Source organism: Halopseudomonas sp. (genome assembly GCF_036961105.1).
Lineage (GTDB): Bacteria > Pseudomonadota > Gammaproteobacteria > Pseudomonadales > Pseudomonadaceae > Halopseudomonas.
In genome coordinates, this window is sequence record NZ_JBALWW010000015.1 from 18,450 (window position 1) to 34,015 (window position 15,566).

Genomic DNA, 15,566 nt, shown 5'->3' on the forward strand with positions numbered 1-15,566 from the left:
AGGTGTTGCGTGCCCCGGCAGGCAAGCGTCTCTGGCAAGCATAGTCCGTGATGGCAGCCGGCGGTTACACGCCCAGCTGCTCCGCGGCCTGATCCAGTACCCTGCGGATCTTGCCGACCATTTCATCGATCTCGGCCTTGCTGATCACCAGCGGCGGCGACATGATCATGGTATCGCCTACCGCGCGCATCACCAGGCCATTGCTGACGCAGAGATCGCGACACAGGGTGCCCGCAGCTCCCTTGTCCGGGAAGCGCTCACGGGTCGCCTTGTTTTTCACCAGCTCGATGGCGCCAAGCAATCCGACACCGCGTACTTCGCCGACCAGGCGATGCTCCGCCAGCTCGGCAATCTTCTCCTGCAAATAGGGTGCCGCTTCCTGCTTGACGTACTCGATGAGCTTTTCATCGCGCATGATGCGCAGGTTCTCCAGCCCGACCGCCGCGGCCGCCGGGTGACCCGAGTAGGTATAACCGTGGAAGAACTCGCCACCGTGCTCGATCAGGGTGTCAGCCACCCGGTCGCTGACCACCACACCGCCCATGGGCAGGTAGCCTGAGGTCATGCCCTTGGCAATCGGCATGAAGTCGGGCGTGAGATCGTAGTGCTGGCTGCCGAACCATTCGCCGGTGCGGCCAAAGCCACAGATGACTTCATCAATCACCAGCAGAATGTCGTGCTTGGCCAGAATGCGCTTGATCTCCGGCCAGTAGGTATCCGGTGGAATGATCACGCCGCCGGCGCCCTGAATCGGCTCGGCAATAAAGGCGGCGACCTTGTCCTCGCCCAGCTCCTGGATCTTGGCTTCCAGCTGCTGCGCAGCCCAGACTCCAAACTCGTCTGGGCTCATGTCGCCGCCCTCGCCGTACCAGTAAGGCTGCGGTATATGCACAATGCCCGGGATCGGCAGATCGCCCTGCTCGTGCATCACCGACATGCCGCCCAGACTGGCGCCGGCCACGGTGGAGCCGTGATAGCCGTTGATGCGGCTGATGATGGTCTTCTTGCCGCTCTTGCCCTTGATGTCCCAATAACGGCGCACCATGCGCAGCACGGTGTCATTGGATTCCGAGCCGGAGCCGGTGAAGAACACGTGATTCATGTGCGCTGGCGCGATGTCGGCAATCGCCTTGGCCAGTTGTACCGCCGGCGGGTTGGCACACTGGAAGAAGCTGTTGTAGTAGGGAAGCTGCAGCATCTGCTTATAAGCCGCCTCGGCCAGCTCCTTGCGTCCGTAACCGACGTTCACGCACCACAGGCCAGCCATGCCGTCGAGCACCTTGTTGCCTTCACTGTCCCACAGATAGACTCCTTCGGCGCGTTCGATAATGCGCGTACCGCGGGCGCCCAGCTCCTTGTGATCGGTGAACGGATGCAGATAATGCGCGGCATCCATGGCTTGCAGTTCGGCGGTATTGAGTTTGCTCTGACTGGTCATTCGGGACTCCTGATCTCCGTGCTCCCGGCCGGCAGTGGCCAACCGGAAGGCGATACCATGGGTTGGGGGTAGGCAGCGCGCTAAACGCTCAGCAGCAGGAACTCGCGCTCCCAGGAACTGATCACCCGTTTGTAGTTCTCGTGCTCGGCGCGCTTGACGGCCACATAACCGCGACAGAACTTGCTGCCCAGCACTTCTTCCACGTCCTTGCACTGCTCCATGCGCTCGAGCGCCGCCTCCAGGGTAAAGGGCAGGCGCAGGTTGCGACGCTCGTAGGCGCGGCCCTTGACCGGGGCCGAGGGCGACATCTTGCCGACCATACCCAGGTAGCCGCACAGCAGACTCGCAGCAATGGCGATGTAGGGGTTGGCGTCAGCGCCCGGCAGGCGATTTTCCACCCGGCGGTTCTGCGGGGTGGAGTCCGGCACGCGCAGGCCGGCGGTACGGTTCTCTTCACCCCATTCCACGTTCACCGGCGCCGAGGTATCGGGCAGGAAGCGGCGGAAGGAGTTCACATTGGGGGCAAACAGCGGCAACACCTCGGGGATGTAGCGCTGCAGGCCGCCGATGTGATGCAGGAACAGCTCACTCATGCTGCCGTCTTCGTTGGAGAAGATGTTCTTGCCGGTCTTGCGATCGACGATGCTCTGGTGCAGGTGCATGGCACTGCCCGGCTCGTTGGTGATCGGCTTGGCCATAAAGGTTGCGGTAATGTCGTGCTTGAGCGCCGCCTCGCGCATGGTGCGCTTGAACACCAGAATCTGGTCGGCCAGATGCAGTGGGTCGCCGTGACGGAAGTTGATCTCCATCTGCGCGGTGCCCTCTTCGTGGATCAGCGTATCCAGGTCCAGGCCCTGCGCCTCGCACCAGTCGTACATGTCTTCGAAAAGCGGGTCGAATTCGTTGGCGGCGTCAATCGAGAACGACTGGCGGCCGGTTTCCTGTCGGCCCGAACGACCTACCGGTGCCTGTAATGGCAGGTCCGGGTCTTCGTTGCGCTTGGTCAGGTAGAACTCCATCTCCGGCGCCACAATGGGCTGCCAGCCTTTCTCTTCATACAGCTTGAGCACCGTCTTGAGCACGTTGCGCGGCGACATTTCGATCGGGTTGCCCTGCTTGTCGAAGCACTCGTGGATGATCTGCGCGGTCGGCTCCAGCGCCCAGGGCACCAGATAGATGGCGTTTTCATCCGGCTTGCAGATCATGTCGATATCGGCCGGGTCCAGCAGGTCGTAATAGATGTCGTCTTCTACATAGTCGCCGGTGACCGACTGCAGCAGAATGCTTTCGGGCAGGCGCATGCCCTTCTCCGAGATGAATTTCATCGTCGGTGCAATCTTGCCGCGGGCAATGCCGGTCAGGTCGCTGACCATGCATTCCACCTCGGTAATCTTGTGTTCTTTCAACCACGCTTCAATCTTGTTCATAACTGCCTCAGGAGTGCCGCGACGCACGGGCCCGGCAGGCGTCACCAAACGCCTGGAAAATCGACAGATAGAAGGTGTTGTCCTTTACCTGCCATTCGGGATGCCACTGTACGCCGAGGGCGAAATTGGGTGCCTGGCGGACCGAGAATGCCTCGATCAGCCCATCGGATGCTCTGGCTTCAGGCTGCAGCCCCGGCGCCAAACGGTCAACACCCTGGGTATGCAGGGAATTGACCTGGGCCGAGCTGCAGCCTGCTATATCGTAGAGCAATCCTCCCGGTTCAACCTGAACCTCATGGGATAAACCGTACTGGATGGCCACCAGCTGGTCTTTCTGCTCGCGGTGTTCAATATAGCCGCCCACTTCATGCAGTCGCTGGTGCAGGCTGCCACCAAAGGCCACGTTCATTTCCTGGAAGCCGCGGCAGATGCCGAGTACCGGCACACCCTGATCGATAGCCGCGCGGATCAACGGCAGGGTGGTGGCATCGCGCTTGGCGTCGTGCCTGGTGCCTTCAGCGCTGGCTGGGCCCTGATAGTGATGCGGCTCTACATTGGAAGGCGAGCCGGTAAACATGATGCCATCCAGCAAATCGAGCAACTGCGCGGTATCCAGACGCTCGCCCAGGGCCGGAATCAGCAGCGGCAGACCCTGAGCGCCGTCGACCACGCCCATGATGTATTTTTCGCCAACAATATTGAAAGGATGCAAGCCGATCTGGTCGGTGCAACAGGAAATGCCGATTACTGGTTTGCGTTCGACGGACATAGCCGGAGGGGTCCAAGGTCTGTGGTGAATAACTTACGCGAGATCATTGTTGTTCAATTTTTCATACAATAGCAATAAAAAATAATTAACACAAAACGCCAGAATGGTTGATCGAATCGCGCCGAGATGGACGGTAAAAATGCCTCTGGCGGCCTTAAATGGTGCAGTACGCACCTGTTTTGTGCGGCAGCCGCTCTATTGACTCCATGCGGCCTTTCAGATTAACTCTGTCTTTGCGACTTTCGTGATTGATATATTTTACAAACGACAGGTGACATCCCATGCAAGCCCAAGCCGGAGCGGATGCTGCGACAGCCAATGAGCCCGTCAGCGTCCAGGAAGCGGAGGCCTTTCTGGCCGAGCATCCGGAAATACACTTTATTGACCTGCTGATTGCCGATATGAACGGCATAGTGCGCGGCAAGCGAATCGATCGGTCCGCCCTGCCAAAAGCCTTTGAAAAAGGCATTGCACTGCCAGCCTCGGTCTTCGCGTTGAACATTCAAGGCACTACAGTAGAAGAAACCGGCCTGGGTCTGGAAATCGGCGATGCCGACCGGATCTGTCTGCCGATTCCGGGTACCCTTAATATAGAGCCCTGGCAGAAGCGGCCAACCGGTCAGTTGTTGATGACCATGTACGAGTTTGACCGCAAGACTCCCTTCTTCGCTGATCCCCGCTATGTTCTGCAACGCATCGTCCAACGCTTCAAGGAACTCAAGCTGACCCCGGTCTCTGCCTTCGAGCTGGAGTTCTACCTGATCGACCAGGAGAACATCACCGGCCGGCCGCAGCCACCGCGCTCACCCATGTCCGGCAAGCGTCCGAATTCGGTTCAGGTCTATTCGATGGATGACCTGGATGAGTATGCCGAGTTTCTTGAGGACGTCATCGAAGCTGCCCACGAGCAGGGCATCCCCGCTGACGCCATCGTGGCCGAATCCGCCCCCGGACAATTCGAGGTCAACCTGCATCACGTCGACGACCCCGTGGTCGCCTGTGATTACAACGTACTGCTCAAACGCGTTATCAAGAACGTTGCCTACGACCATGAAATGGATACCACTTTCATGGCCAAGCCTTATTACGATCAGGCTGGCAACGGCATGCACGTGCATGTGAGCCTGACCAACGAGCAGGGCCATAACATTTTTGCGCCCAACGCCGATGGCAGCCTGAGCGACGAGCTGCGCTGGGCCGTGGGCGGTCTGTTGCAGACCCTGCCCGAGTACATGGCTTTCCTGTGCCCGAACGTGAACTCCTATCGCCGCTTCAGCCCCAGCTTCTTCGTACCCTGCGCACCGACCTGGGGTATCGACAACCGCACCGTCGCCGTGCGGGTACCGGGCGGCGAGCCGGAAGCCATGCGTATCGAGCACCGCCTGGCGGGCGCAGACGCCAACCCCTATCTGCTGATGGCGGCGCTGCTATCGGCTATTCATTACGGCATCAGCAACAAGATAGAACCGCCGCCAATGACCGAGGGTAATGCCTACGACCAGCACGAAGCCTCGCTGCCGACCAACCTGCGCGATGCCCTGCGCGCGCTGGAAACCTCGGAAGTGATGAAGGAGTACATTGGCGAGGAGTACCTCGACGTCTTCGTACTCTGCAAGGAAAGTGAAATGGAAGAGTTCGAGAAGACCATCTCCGACCTGGAGTACATGTGGTATCTGCACACCGTGTAACAGCGGTGCTGCAGACCACGACAATCCCGCCGCCCGGCGGGATTTGTTTATGCGCAGGAGCAATACATGTCGATGAACGATTCCTGGTACCGCGCCAGCGCTGCCAGCACCCCGGCTCGCGCCAGCCTGCAGGGCGAGCTGCGCGCCGATGTTTGCGTGGTGGGCGCCGGTTTTACCGGTTTGTCTGCCGCACTGGAGCTGGCCGAAGCCGGGCTGCGTGTGCTGGTGCTGGAAGCCGAGCAGGTAGGTTGGGGCTGTTCGGGGCGCAACGGCGGGCAGATCAATCCGGGGCTGGCGTGCGACCACAGCCGTACAGTGGCCGAGCTGGGCGCTGAAGATGCGCGCAAGGTCTGGCAGCTCACCCTGGATGGGGTCGAGCTACTGCGTAGCCGCGTCATGCAACACGCCATCGACTGCGATCTCAAGGCCGGTATCCTGCTGGTGGCCAATAAGTCACGCCACGTGCCTGAGCTGCAGCAATGGCAGCAGCAATTGCAGGGGCTGGGTTACGACCAACTGGAATACCATCCGCGCGATTCGTTGCAGCAGCTGCTGCGAGCGGATTACCAGGCCGGGGTGATGGACTGGGGCGGTGGCGATCTGCATCCGCTGAAATACGCCCAGGGTCTGGCGCACGCCGCCGAAGCGGCAGGCGCGCAGATACTCGAACACACGGCGGTGCTCGACTACCGCGACGAGGCTAACGGCGTACGGATAAGCACGGCGCAAGGCAGCGTGCATGCGCAGCATCTGCTGCTGGCCGGCAACGCCTATCTGGGCAAGCTGCTGCCCTGGTATCGCAAGGGCTTCATGCCGATTGGCAGCTATATAGGCGCAACCCGGCCGCTGGGCGAGCTGGCCACGCAGTTGATTCCCTCGCGCGCGGCGATCTGCGACATGAACACCCTGATTGACTACTACCGCCTCAGCAGCGACAACCGCCTGCTGTTTGGCGGCCGCGCCAGTGCCCGCGATGCCCAGCCCAATGCGCTGCGCGCGACCATGCGCCAGCGCATGAGCCAGGTCTTCCCGGCGTTGGCGCAGGAGGACTTCGAGTATCTCTGGGGCGGCCAAGTGGCCATGACCCTGAGCAAGGCGCCGGTCTTTGGCCGGGTAGGCAAACACACCCTCTACGCCCAGGGTTACTCGGGTCAGGGTGTAGCCCTGGCGGGCATGGCCGGCAAACTGATGGCGCAGACGGCGCTGGGCGAGGCTGCCGGTTTTGACCTGCTGGCGCGTAGCCGACACTGGCCGGTGCCGCCAGGCGCGCCGCTGCAGACCGCCATCCGGGCGCTGGCACTGCTGTGGTATCGTCTGCAGGACAGCCGCTGAACGAGATTTGCCATGAGCCGACCTGCCCCAAAACACCGCGCCAGCAGCCAGGAGCGCATCGACCGCATTGTGCAGGCGACGCGCGAGCTGCTTGATCGGCAAGGGCTGGCGGATCTGTCCATCTACGCGATTGCCGAACAGGCGGGCATTCCGCCTTCGTCGGTCTATCACTTCTTCCCGCAGGTGGGCGATGTGTTGGGGGCGCTGGCGCAGCAGGTGTTCGCCGAGCTGGAGGCGGTCCTGCAACAGCCGATAGCAACCACCCCCGCCAACTGGATGGCGCTGGCCGGCGAGCTGGAGCAGCGCTTTCAGGATTATTACCGGCACAACGCGGCCGCCCGCGAGTTGCTGCTGGGAGCGCACGAACTCAGCGCCGTGCGCCTGGCGGATCAACTGCATGATCGCCAACTGGGCCTGCACTTTCGGGCCTGCCTCGCGCGCAGCTTCCATCTGCCACCCATGCCCACCGATGTGGATGTGTTCACCCTCGCCATGCAAGCCGCCGACAAGCTACTGGCGGTGGACTATCAACAGCATGGCGAACTGACCCCGGCTCTGTGCCGCGAAGCCACGCGCATGCTGACTGCCTACCTGGGCCTGTACCTGCCGCCTGTACTGGTGGCCATTGATCAGGAGCCAACATGAGTCTGTTCAAGCGTTTCGCCGAGTGGCGTGAGGATCGTCAACTGGCGGAACTGGATATCAGTCCTGCGCAATGGCAGCAGGCGCTGGGAGACTGGCCGGTGTATCAGCAGTTGAGCGAGGCTCGCCGCAACAAGCTGCAGGACATGGCGCTGCGACTGCTGCTGCGCAAGAATTTGCACGCCGCGGGCGATGCCGAAGCCAGCGATGAGCTCTGCCTGCGCATTGCGGGCATGGCAGTGGTGCCCGTACTGGAGCTGGGCCTGGATTGGTACGAATGCTGGCGCACGCTGATTCTCTACGACGGCCCCTTTCACGCCGAACACAGCTGGCAGGACGAGGCCGGCGTGGTGCACGAAGGCAGTCGTGAACTCAGCGGCGAAGCCTGGTTGCGTGGCCCGGTGGTGCTGTCGCTGGCGGACGTGCGGCTCTCCGGCCAGCGCGATGGCTACAACGTGGTCATCCACGAATTGGCGCACACCCTCGACATGCTGCACGACGGCGCCAACGGTGCGCCGCCGCTGCATCACGGCATGAGCCCGGCGGCGTGGAAAGCGGACATGACCGCCGCCTGGGACGACCTGGGCCAGCGCGCCACTGCCGGGCAACCGCTACCGATTGATGCCTATGCGCTGGAGGCACCGGCGGAGTTCTTTGCGGTACTGTCGGAAACCTTCTTTGAACGTCCGGCGGTGCTGCAACACACCTGGCCGAAGGTCTACCGACACCTGGCCGATTTTTATCGGCAAGATCCGCTGGCCGCCGCTGGCTGAATACACCCTGCAGGTAGGCTAAGCTGGTGGTTTTACCGACCTAGGCTAGCCAACCGGCGCAAGCCGATTAATTTCGAACAAAATCTGCTTTATATGCTGACGGTAAGCCATTGATTATTGATTTGCCGATATTTATCGAATATAAAGTCCAAAGCCACATACTTGCCAGGAGTGCGTCATGACCCGTACCGTCACCGTAGCTGCAACCCAGATGAGCTCTTCCTGGGACCGTGAAGCCAATATTGCGCAGGCCGAAAAACTGGTGCGCGAGGCTGCCGCGCAGGGCGCGCAGATCATTCTGATTCAGGAGCTGTTCGAGACGCCCTACTTCTGTCAGAAGCCGAACGCCGACTATTTGCAGCTGGCCACCCGCGTCGACGAGAATCCAGCGATCCTGCACTTTCAGGCTCTGGCCAAGGAGCTGAACGTGGTGTTGCCGATCAGCTTCTTCGAGCTGGCCGGGCGCGCGCGCTACAACAGCATCGCCATTATCGATGCCGATGGCCGCAATCTGGGTGTGTACCGCAAGAGCCACATTCCCGACGGCCCCGGCTATCACGAGAAGTACTACTTCAACCCCGGCGATACCGGTTTCAAGGTCTGGCAAACCCGCTACGCCAAGATTGGTGTGGGCATCTGCTGGGACCAGTGGTTCCCCGAATGCGCACGCAGCATGGCCTTGATGGGCGCCGAGATCCTGTTCTATCCCACCGCCATCGGCAGCGAGCCGCACGATTCGACCATCAGCTCGCGCGACCACTGGCAGCGCGTGCAGCAGGGCCATGCCGGCGCCAACCTGATGCCGCTGATTGCCAGCAACCGCATCGGCAGGGAAGAGCAGGGCGATTACGACATCACCTTTTACGGCTCTTCGTTCATCGCCAACCAGTTTGGCGAGAAGGTGCAGGAACTGAACGAGACTGAAACCGGCGTGCTGGTGCAGGAATTCGATCTGGATGCGCTGGAGCACATTCGCAGCGCCTGGGGTGTGTTCCGTGATCGTCGGCCCAATCTGTACGGCCCGATCAAAACACTGGACGGTTCACAGGAGTCCTGAGACCCATGTATACCCTGCACAGCACGCCGCGCCAGGATGGCTACTTCATGCCCGCCGAATGGGCGCCACACCGCCAGACCTGGATGGTCTGGCCCGAGCGGCCGGACAATTGGCGTGACCAAGCCGCCCCGGCGCAGCAGGCCTTTGCCGAGGTGGCCAAGGCGATTGCCGGCTTCGAGCCGGTGACCGTCTGCGCCAGCGCGGCACAGTATGCCAACGCGGCGGCCATGCTCGATCATCCGGGCATCCGTGTGGTGGAGATGAGCAGCAACGACGCCTGGGTGCGCGATACCGGCCCCAGTTTTGTGGTCAATGGCCAGGGCGGGCTGCGTGGGGTCGACTGGACCTTCAACGCCTGGGGCGGCCATAACGGCGGACTCTACGCCGATTGGGCGCTGGACGATCAGGTCGCGGACAAGATTCTCGCCATGGAGCACTGCCCGCGCTACCGCACCGAGGGCTTTGTGCTGGAGGGCGGCTCCTTTCACGTGGATGGCGAAGGCACGCTGCTGACCACCGAAGAGTGTCTGCTCAACGCCAATCGCAACCCGCATCTGCAGCGCGAGGAGATCGAGCTGATGCTGGCCGATCACCTGGGCATCAGCAAGGTGATCTGGTTGCCGCACGGTCTGTACAACGATGAAACCGACGGTCACGTCGACAACTTCTGCTGTTTCGTCCGCCCGGGAGAAGTGCTGCTGGCCTGGACCGATGATGAGGCCAGCCCCAATTTTGCGCGCTGCCAGGCGGCGGCGCAGGTGCTGGAAAGCGCCCGCGATGCCCAGGGGCGCGAGCTGGTGGTCCACCGCATTCCTATCCCAGGGCCGCTGTTTGCCACCCGTGACGAATGCGCCGGGGTGCTGACCATGCCCGGCAGCCAGCCGCGCGACCCCGCCATTCAACTGGCCGGCTCCTACGTCAACTTCCTGATCGTCAACGATGGCGTGGTAGCGCCTACCTTTGACGACCCGCAGGATGCTGCCGCGCTGGAGATACTGCAGCAGCTGTTCCCCGAGCGCCGGGTAGTCACGGTCCCGGGTCGCGAGATTCTGTTGGGCGGTGGCAATATTCACTGCATTACCCAGCAGCAACCGGTGGCAGGGTAAACCCACCCAGCCTCGGCACCTGCGCAGACGACAATACGTATTAAGAACTCCACGCTCAGGCCTTGCTTGCAGGGCCGAGCAGCAGTCCTGTGCAAAATGCCATCAGATCACCAAAATGAATGGTTGATCCTGCCTTGGGCCATGGGTACGCCGCTTTTGTCTCACTCTTGCAACGCGGCACACCCTGCTGACAGCCACACTCGATTTGCTAATCAAGGGCTTCCGAGCCAACGCTGATCTGTAGCTTAGGCTTTTGCTTGAAAGGTCTCATTTCTGAGACTTTTTTATCGATTTGACCCGCTTGCACCAGTCACTAGTCTTGGTCCTTGCAGACTCGCTCTGCATCTTTCTCAACAAAGATAATAAAGAGAGACCATCATGACTGACTCCAAACTGCCGGGCTTGCCCTCGATACCCAAGGCGCTGTTTCCGCTCACCGCGCTCGCGCTGGCGCTATCTCTCACAGCGTGCAACAGCGATAGCGACGACGATGACGACACCGGCGCCAGTGCCTCCACCGGCGTTTTTCTGGATAGTCCAGTTGGCGGCCTGGGCTACACCTCAGCCAGCGAGGAAGGTATTACCGACGCGGCCGGCGAGTTCCGCTACCAACCGGGCGAGAACATCACTTTCAGCATCGGTGACCTCGAACTCGGCTCTGCCCCCGGCGCCGACAGGGTAACGCCGATCGATCTGGTCGAAGGGGCGGAAAACGCCTCTGACAACAAGGTCAACAATCTGGCCATACTGCTGCAAACGCTGGACGAAGATGGCGATCTGAATAACGGCATCATGATCACCGAAGAGGTTGCCGCCATTGTCTCGACCTATGCCGACATTCTGGACCTGGAGCAATCCTCGGCCACCTTTCCCGCCACGCTCGCCGCACTGCTGACCGAGCTGAATGCAGCAGAACCACCGCTGTTTACCGATACCGATCCACGCCCGCGCAGTGCCGTCAGTGCCACTGCCGCGCGTGAACATCTGACCCGCTCCACCGGGCCAAGCAAGGTAATAGAAACCGAGTATGGCCAACTGTCCGGTTTCCAGCATGCCGATGGCACCTGGGCCTGGTACGGCATTCCGTATGCCAAGCCGCCGCTGGGCGAACTGCGCTGGAAACCACCGGTCGAGCCGGAAGCCTGGGAAGGTATGCGCTACGCTACCGCCTGGGCCAACCAGTCGGCGCAAAACCCGGCGTACCAGTCCTTTGGAGAAGGCGGCATGAGCGAAGACAGCCTTTATCTGAATGTGACCGTACCCGACGGCTACGAAGGCGAAGCGCTACCGGTCATGGTCTGGTTCCACGGTGGCGGCTTCGCCATCCTGACCGGCAACACCAAGGCCTTCAATAACACTTCGTTGCCGAAGGAAGGTGTGATCGTGGTGACGGTCAATCACCGGCTCGGGCCGTTCGGCTATATGGCGCATCCGGCGCTGACGGCTGAATCTGCCAACGCCAGTTCCGGCAACTACGGCCAGCTCGACCTGATTGCCGCGCTGAAGTGGGTGCAAAGCAACATCGGTGCCTTTGGCGGCGATCCGGACAATGTCACCATCTTTGGCGAGTCCGGCGGCGGCGGTAAGGTGCTTTCGCTGATCAACTCACCCCTGGCCAAAGGGTTGTTCCACAAGGCGATAGTACAGAGTGGCATGGCCGGCCCCGCAGATCAGCTAATGCCCGTGGAGAACCCGCTGGCAGACGAAGAGCTGGACGGCCTGGCCGTGGCCGAAGAATTGGGCATCCAGTCCGGAGACGGCGCGGCGGCGGCGTTGCGGGCCATTCCCTGGGTGGATCTGGTCACGGCCGCCAATGCCACTGAGCGGGTATTCTCGCCCAACGTGGACGGCTACTACATGACGGACGGCATCCGCGGCAGCTTCGAAGCCGGCGCCCACAACGACGTGCCCGTCATGGCCGGCGCCAACCAGGGCGACACCCCCGGTCTGATCGACGGCTTCAAGTGGTATATGCCCTGGATGGCGGACTACAACGATGCGCCGGTTTACGCCTATGTGTTCGATCATCTGCCTGACAACTGGACCGAAAAGGGCTCGCTGGCCTATCACGGCTCAGAGCTGGTGTATGTCTTCGACTATCCCGGCAGCTTCCTGTCGCATTATCTGCTGGGCCTGACCGGCATCGACGCGCCGCTGACCCCGGCCGGTTTTATCGCCAATCATCCCGGCTGGGGCGAGAACGATGTGCAGGTAACCGATAGCATGCGCGACATGTGGGCCAATTTTGCCCGGACCGGCAATCCTTCGATCGAAGCGGTGACCTGGGACGCCTATACCTCGCAGAATGACAGCTATCTGCGTATTACCGAGGAGCCGGAAATGCAGGTCGGACTGGAAACCGCCTTCCCCGAGCCAGCCGTAGCGGAGCAATAATCCAGCGAGGTAAACCCGCAGCAATTACGACGCGCCCGGCCAGTAATGGCCCGGCGCGTTTTTCATTGCCGCTGCTGCGATGCAAAATCGCGCAGTAGTGCACATCTTCATAGTCAATACTGGAGCGGTTGACTGGCGCTGGGGCATAATCCCGCCAGCCTCACAAGCGACCCAAAACCAGCCGGCCACGGCTCAGGATGTTTCAACTTCCATAAGGATTTTGCATGCAGTCTTCTATTGCCATTGCTTCCCCCTTTTCCCGTTCCGCCCTGGCGCTGGGGCTCACTCTGGCCCTGGCCGGCTGCACCGGCCTGCAAACCGCCACCGACCTCAGCGTCGGCGAAACAGCCCGCCTGCAGGGCGAAATCACCAGCGCCAGCCCGATCAACGTGAATGACGGCTCGCACTACCAGCTGTTCAACCTGCAGCTCAAGCAGGGCGATCTGATCCGCGTGCGCCAAAGCGGTGCGCTGCAGGATGCAACCCTGACCCTGCTGGATGAGCGCGATCTGCTGGTCGGCGGTCCGCGCCAGAGCGCTCTGCACCTGGCACCGCAAGCCAGCGGGACCTACCGACTGGCGGTCAGCGGCAGTGCCGAAAACGGCTACGGCCCCTTTGCCCTTGAGCTGGAGAAGATCACGCCGCAAAACAGCGGTGCGCTGGCGCTGGATCAGGCGATCTATGGTGTGCTGAGCCGCAGCCAGAGCGCCAATAGCTACCAGCTGGACGTCAGCGAAACGGGCCTGTACGCAATCACCCTGAGCTCCGAGGAGCTCGATACCGTGCTCAAGCTGACTGGCGGCGGGCTGGAGCTGGAAAACGATGATTTTGGCCAAAGCACCGACTCCCAACTGGTAGCCCAGTTGCAGCCTGGTACTTACCAGGTCAGCGCCACCGCGCTCGATCAACCGGCCGAAGGTACCTATGACCTGCTGCTGAGTCGCCGTGCCATGCCCGAGGGCGTCGAACTGGCCAACGAAGGCGAACTGCGTATCGGGGAAAGCATCACCGGCCTGGCTGACAGCGTGGCCAAGGAGTACCAACTGACCATCAGCGAGCGCGCCTTGCTGCGCGTGCGCATGAGTTCAACCGAGGTCGACAGCTATCTGAGCCTGCAGGGCCCGGGTGTGGACACCCAGGACGATGACAGCGGCGGCGATCTGAATGCGCAGATAACGACCCTGGTGCAGCCCGGCAGCTACCGACTGTCCGCCTCCACCGCAGACGGTAGCGCCGGCCTCTTCACCCTCAACAGCTCACTGCAACCGGTGAGCGGCGACGGTAACCGTATCCGCCCGGGAGAGGTTATTGCCGGCCGCCTGAGCTCGGAGCAGGGTAGCCAGACCACGCTGATCATCAACGAGCCCGGCTTCTATCAGATCGACCTGATCTCCGCCGACTTCGACGCCCTGTTGCGCATCGAAGGGGGCGGGCTGGAGCTGGAAGATGACGATAGCGCTGGCGGCACCAATGCGCGCATCGGCCGTTATCTGGATACCGGCAGCTACCAACTGACCAGCAAGGACTACGACGGCGCCAGCACCGGCAATTACGTGCTCACGGTAGACGTTGCCGAGCAGCCATAACCCTCGCCTGCCATAAAGCAAAACCCCGGACATCAAGATGCCCGGGGTTTTGTTTTTCCGCTTCTGGCTTGCGGCTTGCCGCTGAATTATTGCGGAATAGTGGCCGTCATGCCTTCCACATACCAGTTCATGCCAGCCAGCTCTTCGTGGGTCATTTCCACACCCTCGGCCACGCGAACCTTGCCGCTCTGATCCTTGATCGGGCCGGTAAAGGGATGGAATTCGCCGCTGCGGATCGAGGCAATCACGCTGTCGATCTTGCTGCGCTGCTCGGCGCTCAGCTTGTCGCTGATGGCAGCGATCTTGATCACGTCATCGCTGATGCCGCCCCAGTAGTCGGCTGACTCCCAGTCACCATCCATAACGGCCTGCACACTCTTGATGTAATAAGGGCCCCAGTCGTTGACCACCGACAGCAGGTGCGCATCCGGCGCAAAGTGGCTCATGTCGGAGGCCTGACCTACGCCCCACACCCCGCGCTTCTGCGCTGCCAGCAGCGGCGCCGGGCTGTCGGTGTGCTGAACGATCACGTCCACGCCCTGATCCATAAGGGTGTTGGCGGCATCGGCTTCCTTGGCCGGATCAAACCAGGTGTTGACCCACACGACTTTCATTTCCACATCCGGGTTGACGGCGCGGGCACCCAGGAAGGTGGCGTTGATGTCGCGGATCACTTCGGGAATGGGGAAGGAGGCGATATAGCCAATGGTGTTGCTCTTGGTTACCATGCCGGCGGCGGTACCGGTAACGTAACGGCCTTCATAGGTCACCGACAGATAGGTGCCCAGATTATCAGCCCGCTTGTAACCGGTAGCGTGCATGAAGGTCTTGTCGGGATAATCGGCAGCTACGCGCGCGGTGGCGTTCATGAAGCCGAATGAGGTGGTGAAGATAACGTCGTTGCCGGCCTGGGCCAGACGGCGGATGGTACGTTCGGCGTCAGCACCCTCATTCACGTTCTCGACGTAGGTGGTCTGCACCTTGTCACCGAAGTGGGCTTCCAGCTCCTTGCGGCCCTGATCGTGCTGATAGCTCCAGCCATGGTCCCCAATGGGACCAACATAGACAAAACCGACCTTCAAGGGGTCTTCCGCTGCCGTTACCTGCAGCGGCAGCACCAGTGCGGCGGCCAGAGCGAGAGTGCGTTTCAAACTCATGGGTACTTCTCCTGGGATCTAGTTATCGGCGACCGCCACGCTTGCGATGAGCGCGGCGGATGCAAGCTTGCAGCAAAAAGCTGGCCATTTGTTCAGGAAATGACAAAAAAGTCCATCCTGCCCTGATACCGGCGAGGCGGTGCGCGCTGAGCCCTGTCGAAGAGCCGGCCGCTGGCAGCCTGGCTTATCATCCAACC

The 15,566-nt window shown here is 61.2% G+C and carries 12 protein-coding genes; 8 read left to right on the forward strand and 4 right to left on the reverse strand.

Features of this window, described 5'->3' with window-relative positions; all coding sequences use genetic code 11:
• Nucleotides 1-64: 64 nt before the first annotated feature.
• The 3 genes from V7756_RS13880 to V7756_RS13890 form a co-directional block, all read right to left on the reverse strand.
• Nucleotides 65-1,438, reverse strand: coding sequence for an aspartate aminotransferase family protein (locus V7756_RS13880; protein WP_335610784.1), 1,374 nt, complete (start codon nucleotides 1,436-1,438; stop codon nucleotides 65-67).
• Nucleotides 1,439-1,518: 80 nt separating this feature from the next.
• Complete coding sequence (locus V7756_RS13885; protein WP_335610785.1) at nucleotides 1,519-2,865, reverse strand: glutamine synthetase family protein; 1,347 nt, start codon at nucleotides 2,863-2,865, stop codon at nucleotides 1,519-1,521.
• Nucleotides 2,866-2,872: 7 nt separating this feature from the next.
• Nucleotides 2,873-3,634: a gamma-glutamyl-gamma-aminobutyrate hydrolase family protein gene (locus tag V7756_RS13890; protein WP_335610786.1), complete on the reverse strand. Its 762-nt coding sequence runs from the start codon at nucleotides 3,632-3,634 to the stop codon at nucleotides 2,873-2,875.
• A gap of 281 nt (nucleotides 3,635-3,915) precedes the next feature.
• On the opposite strand from V7756_RS13890, the gene V7756_RS13895 reads away from it, so the two are divergent.
• The 8 genes from V7756_RS13895 to V7756_RS13930 all read left to right on the forward strand — a co-directional run bounded on the left by V7756_RS13895 (nucleotide 3,916) and on the right by V7756_RS13930 (nucleotide 14,212).
• The gene (locus V7756_RS13895) at nucleotides 3,916-5,322 is read left to right on the forward strand and encodes a glutamine synthetase family protein (protein WP_335610787.1); all 1,407 of its coding nucleotides are present in this window, start codon (nucleotides 3,916-3,918) and stop codon (nucleotides 5,320-5,322) included.
• Nucleotides 5,323-5,388: 66 nt separating this feature from the next.
• The gene (locus V7756_RS13900; protein ID WP_335610788.1) at nucleotides 5,389-6,654 is read left to right on the forward strand and encodes an NAD(P)/FAD-dependent oxidoreductase; all 1,266 of its coding nucleotides are present in this window, start codon (nucleotides 5,389-5,391) and stop codon (nucleotides 6,652-6,654) included.
• Between the two features lie 12 nt (nucleotides 6,655-6,666).
• A complete protein-coding gene (locus tag V7756_RS13905) occupies nucleotides 6,667-7,299 on the forward strand; it encodes a TetR/AcrR family transcriptional regulator (protein WP_335610789.1) in 633 nt (210 codons plus the stop codon).
• Nucleotides 7,296-8,069 carry a zinc-dependent peptidase gene (locus V7756_RS13910; RefSeq protein WP_335610790.1) on the forward strand — a complete coding sequence of 258 codons (774 nt, stop codon included), beginning with the start codon at nucleotides 7,296-7,298 and terminating at the stop codon, nucleotides 8,067-8,069. Before V7756_RS13905 ends, V7756_RS13910 begins: the two co-directional genes overlap by 4 nt.
• Before the next feature lie 178 nt (nucleotides 8,070-8,247).
• The gene (gene aguB / locus V7756_RS13915; protein WP_335610791.1) at nucleotides 8,248-9,126 is read left to right on the forward strand and encodes an N-carbamoylputrescine amidase; all 879 of its coding nucleotides are present in this window, start codon (nucleotides 8,248-8,250) and stop codon (nucleotides 9,124-9,126) included.
• Nucleotides 9,127-9,131: 5 nt separating this feature from the next.
• Entirely contained in the window at nucleotides 9,132-10,232 is a 1,101-nt protein-coding gene (gene aguA / locus V7756_RS13920; protein WP_335610792.1) for an agmatine deiminase, read from the forward strand.
• Nucleotides 10,233-10,610: 378 nt separating this feature from the next.
• A complete protein-coding gene (locus V7756_RS13925) occupies nucleotides 10,611-12,626 on the forward strand; it encodes a carboxylesterase/lipase family protein (protein WP_335610793.1) in 2,016 nt (671 codons plus the stop codon).
• A 224-nt stretch (nucleotides 12,627-12,850) separates the two neighbouring features.
• Nucleotides 12,851-14,212 carry a hypothetical protein gene (locus V7756_RS13930; protein ID WP_335610794.1) on the forward strand — a complete coding sequence of 454 codons (1,362 nt, stop codon included), beginning with the start codon at nucleotides 12,851-12,853 and terminating at the stop codon, nucleotides 14,210-14,212.
• A gap of 86 nt (nucleotides 14,213-14,298) precedes the next feature.
• On the opposite strand, the gene V7756_RS13935 is transcribed toward V7756_RS13930, so the two are convergent.
• Complete coding sequence (locus V7756_RS13935) at nucleotides 14,299-15,369, reverse strand: BMP family ABC transporter substrate-binding protein (RefSeq protein ID WP_335610795.1); 1,071 nt, start codon at nucleotides 15,367-15,369, stop codon at nucleotides 14,299-14,301.
• Between the last annotated feature and the right edge of the window lie 197 nt (nucleotides 15,370-15,566).

Excerpts from the sequence above, each read along its gene's own strand:
- V7756_RS13880 (WP_335610784.1), bottom strand. The coding sequence starts at position 1,438 with ATGACCAGTCAGAGCAAACTCAATACCGCCGAACTGCAAGCCATGGAT.
- V7756_RS13885 (WP_335610785.1), bottom strand. The coding sequence starts at position 2,865 with ATGAACAAGATTGAAGCGTGGTTGAAAGAACACAAGATTACCGAGGTG.
- V7756_RS13890 (WP_335610786.1), bottom strand. The coding sequence starts at position 3,634 with ATGTCCGTCGAACGCAAACCAGTAATCGGCATTTCCTGTTGCACCGAC.
- V7756_RS13895 (WP_335610787.1), top strand. The coding sequence starts at position 3,916 with ATGCAAGCCCAAGCCGGAGCGGATGCTGCGACAGCCAATGAGCCCGTC.
- V7756_RS13900 (WP_335610788.1), top strand. The coding sequence starts at position 5,389 with ATGTCGATGAACGATTCCTGGTACCGCGCCAGCGCTGCCAGCACCCCG.
- V7756_RS13905 (WP_335610789.1), top strand. The coding sequence starts at position 6,667 with ATGAGCCGACCTGCCCCAAAACACCGCGCCAGCAGCCAGGAGCGCATC.
- V7756_RS13910 (WP_335610790.1), top strand. The coding sequence starts at position 7,296 with ATGAGTCTGTTCAAGCGTTTCGCCGAGTGGCGTGAGGATCGTCAACTG.
- aguB (WP_335610791.1), top strand. The coding sequence starts at position 8,248 with ATGACCCGTACCGTCACCGTAGCTGCAACCCAGATGAGCTCTTCCTGG.
- aguA (WP_335610792.1), top strand. The coding sequence starts at position 9,132 with ATGTATACCCTGCACAGCACGCCGCGCCAGGATGGCTACTTCATGCCC.
- V7756_RS13925 (WP_335610793.1), top strand. The coding sequence starts at position 10,611 with ATGACTGACTCCAAACTGCCGGGCTTGCCCTCGATACCCAAGGCGCTG.
- V7756_RS13930 (WP_335610794.1), top strand. The coding sequence starts at position 12,851 with ATGCAGTCTTCTATTGCCATTGCTTCCCCCTTTTCCCGTTCCGCCCTG.
- V7756_RS13935 (WP_335610795.1), bottom strand. The coding sequence starts at position 15,369 with ATGAGTTTGAAACGCACTCTCGCTCTGGCCGCCGCACTGGTGCTGCCG.